The sequence below is a fragment of the Phytoactinopolyspora endophytica genome, from assembly GCF_004138495.1.
Classification (GTDB): Bacteria; Actinomycetota; Actinomycetes; order Jiangellales; family Jiangellaceae; genus Phytoactinopolyspora; species Phytoactinopolyspora endophytica.
This window is the reverse complement of sequence record NZ_ML142855.1, coordinates 218,054-219,070: the sequence shown is the minus strand read 5'-3', so window position 1 is coordinate 219,070 and position 1,017 is coordinate 218,054. Positions and strand designations below refer to the sequence as shown.

Here is a 1,017-nt window from a genome sequence, read left to right as displayed (position 1 = left end):
ATCGAGCACACGTGCCTGGGCATCGTGTTCGAGCGTTTTGCCCGGCTCTGGACGCCACGCACAGGGGCGCCCCACGGCCGTCGCTCGTCGTTCTCCGTGACGGGTCCCGGGTACCTACCGGGTGTATCCCATGTAGTTACCGTCGGTGTCGTAGAGGTGATATGTGATCCCCTCGGGCTCCGACGTGACGATGACCATGCCGACACCCGGAAGGTCTCCGCCTGGAGCAAGCGCGGAAGCCGCGCCCGCGCCACCAAGGGCGAGGCCACCCACGAGCGCAATGGACGCCGCCACTCGGGTCAGTGTCTTCTTCATGTCAGTTGTCCCCTCTTCTCGCCGTTCGGTCTGAAGCTGTGCTCCGTTGCTCGGCCGAGACACGCAGCTCCACGATGAGCGCACCCGTCGGGTGGTGTCGCCGTTTCCATACAATTCCGGACGTCCGGGGCAACTGCTCATCGCATCGTGGCGCCGCCACGAATCTCCATCGACTCGGGCGACACAGCACAAACTAGACGCGGCCGCACACCACCGTCATCGCGCTGGACGCGGAACATTCCGCCTTGTGGCCAGCGGAAACTTCCGGTGGTTCCGGTTCGCTCCTGACCTTCGCCACGTCTCTGGGCCGGTAGGCTGAGCCAGCGAAGAACGGGTGCGGGACTGTGAGGGGGACGCGTGACGTTCAGTGAACAAGGGGACCGTACGAACGCGAGTCCGAGTGGACCTCAGACGCGCGTGTCGACAACGAAACGGTGGTCGTTGGGCGATGTGGCCGAGGGATTGCGGTCGATGCGCGCGGCAGCCGGCCACCCGTCATACGCCGAGATCGCCAAACGCATCGGCAAACTCCGCGAGGCCCGCGGCGCACCCACCAGCGAGCAACGCCCCGCCCGCGCCACCGTCTACGACTGCTTCCGCACCGACCGCCGCCGACTCGACATCGACCTCGTCGTCGACATCACCCGCGCCCTCGGCGCCGACGAAACCGAAGCCACCCGATGGGCACAGACCTGCCGAGCC

The 1,017-nt window shown here is 66.5% G+C and carries 1 protein-coding gene and 1 pseudogene; one reads left to right on the top strand and one right to left on the bottom strand.

Annotated features, from left to right (window positions below):
• Positions 1–114: 114 nt before the first annotated feature.
• On the bottom strand, positions 115–315 hold the full coding sequence (locus ELR45_RS15845) for a hypothetical protein (RefSeq protein WP_129667268.1): 201 nt from the start codon (positions 313–315) through the stop codon (positions 115–117).
• Positions 316–786: 471 nt separating this feature from the next.
• On the opposite strand from ELR45_RS15845, the pseudogene ELR45_RS35265 reads away from it, so the two are divergent.
• A pseudogene (locus ELR45_RS35265) lies at positions 787–1,017 on the top strand (hypothetical protein); the annotation flags it as partial.

What these genes read in the sequence shown, in the direction of transcription:
- ELR45_RS15845 (WP_129667268.1), bottom strand. Translation starts at nt 315, where the DNA reads ATGAAGAAGACACTGACCCGAGTGGCGGCGTCCATTGCGCTCGTGGGT.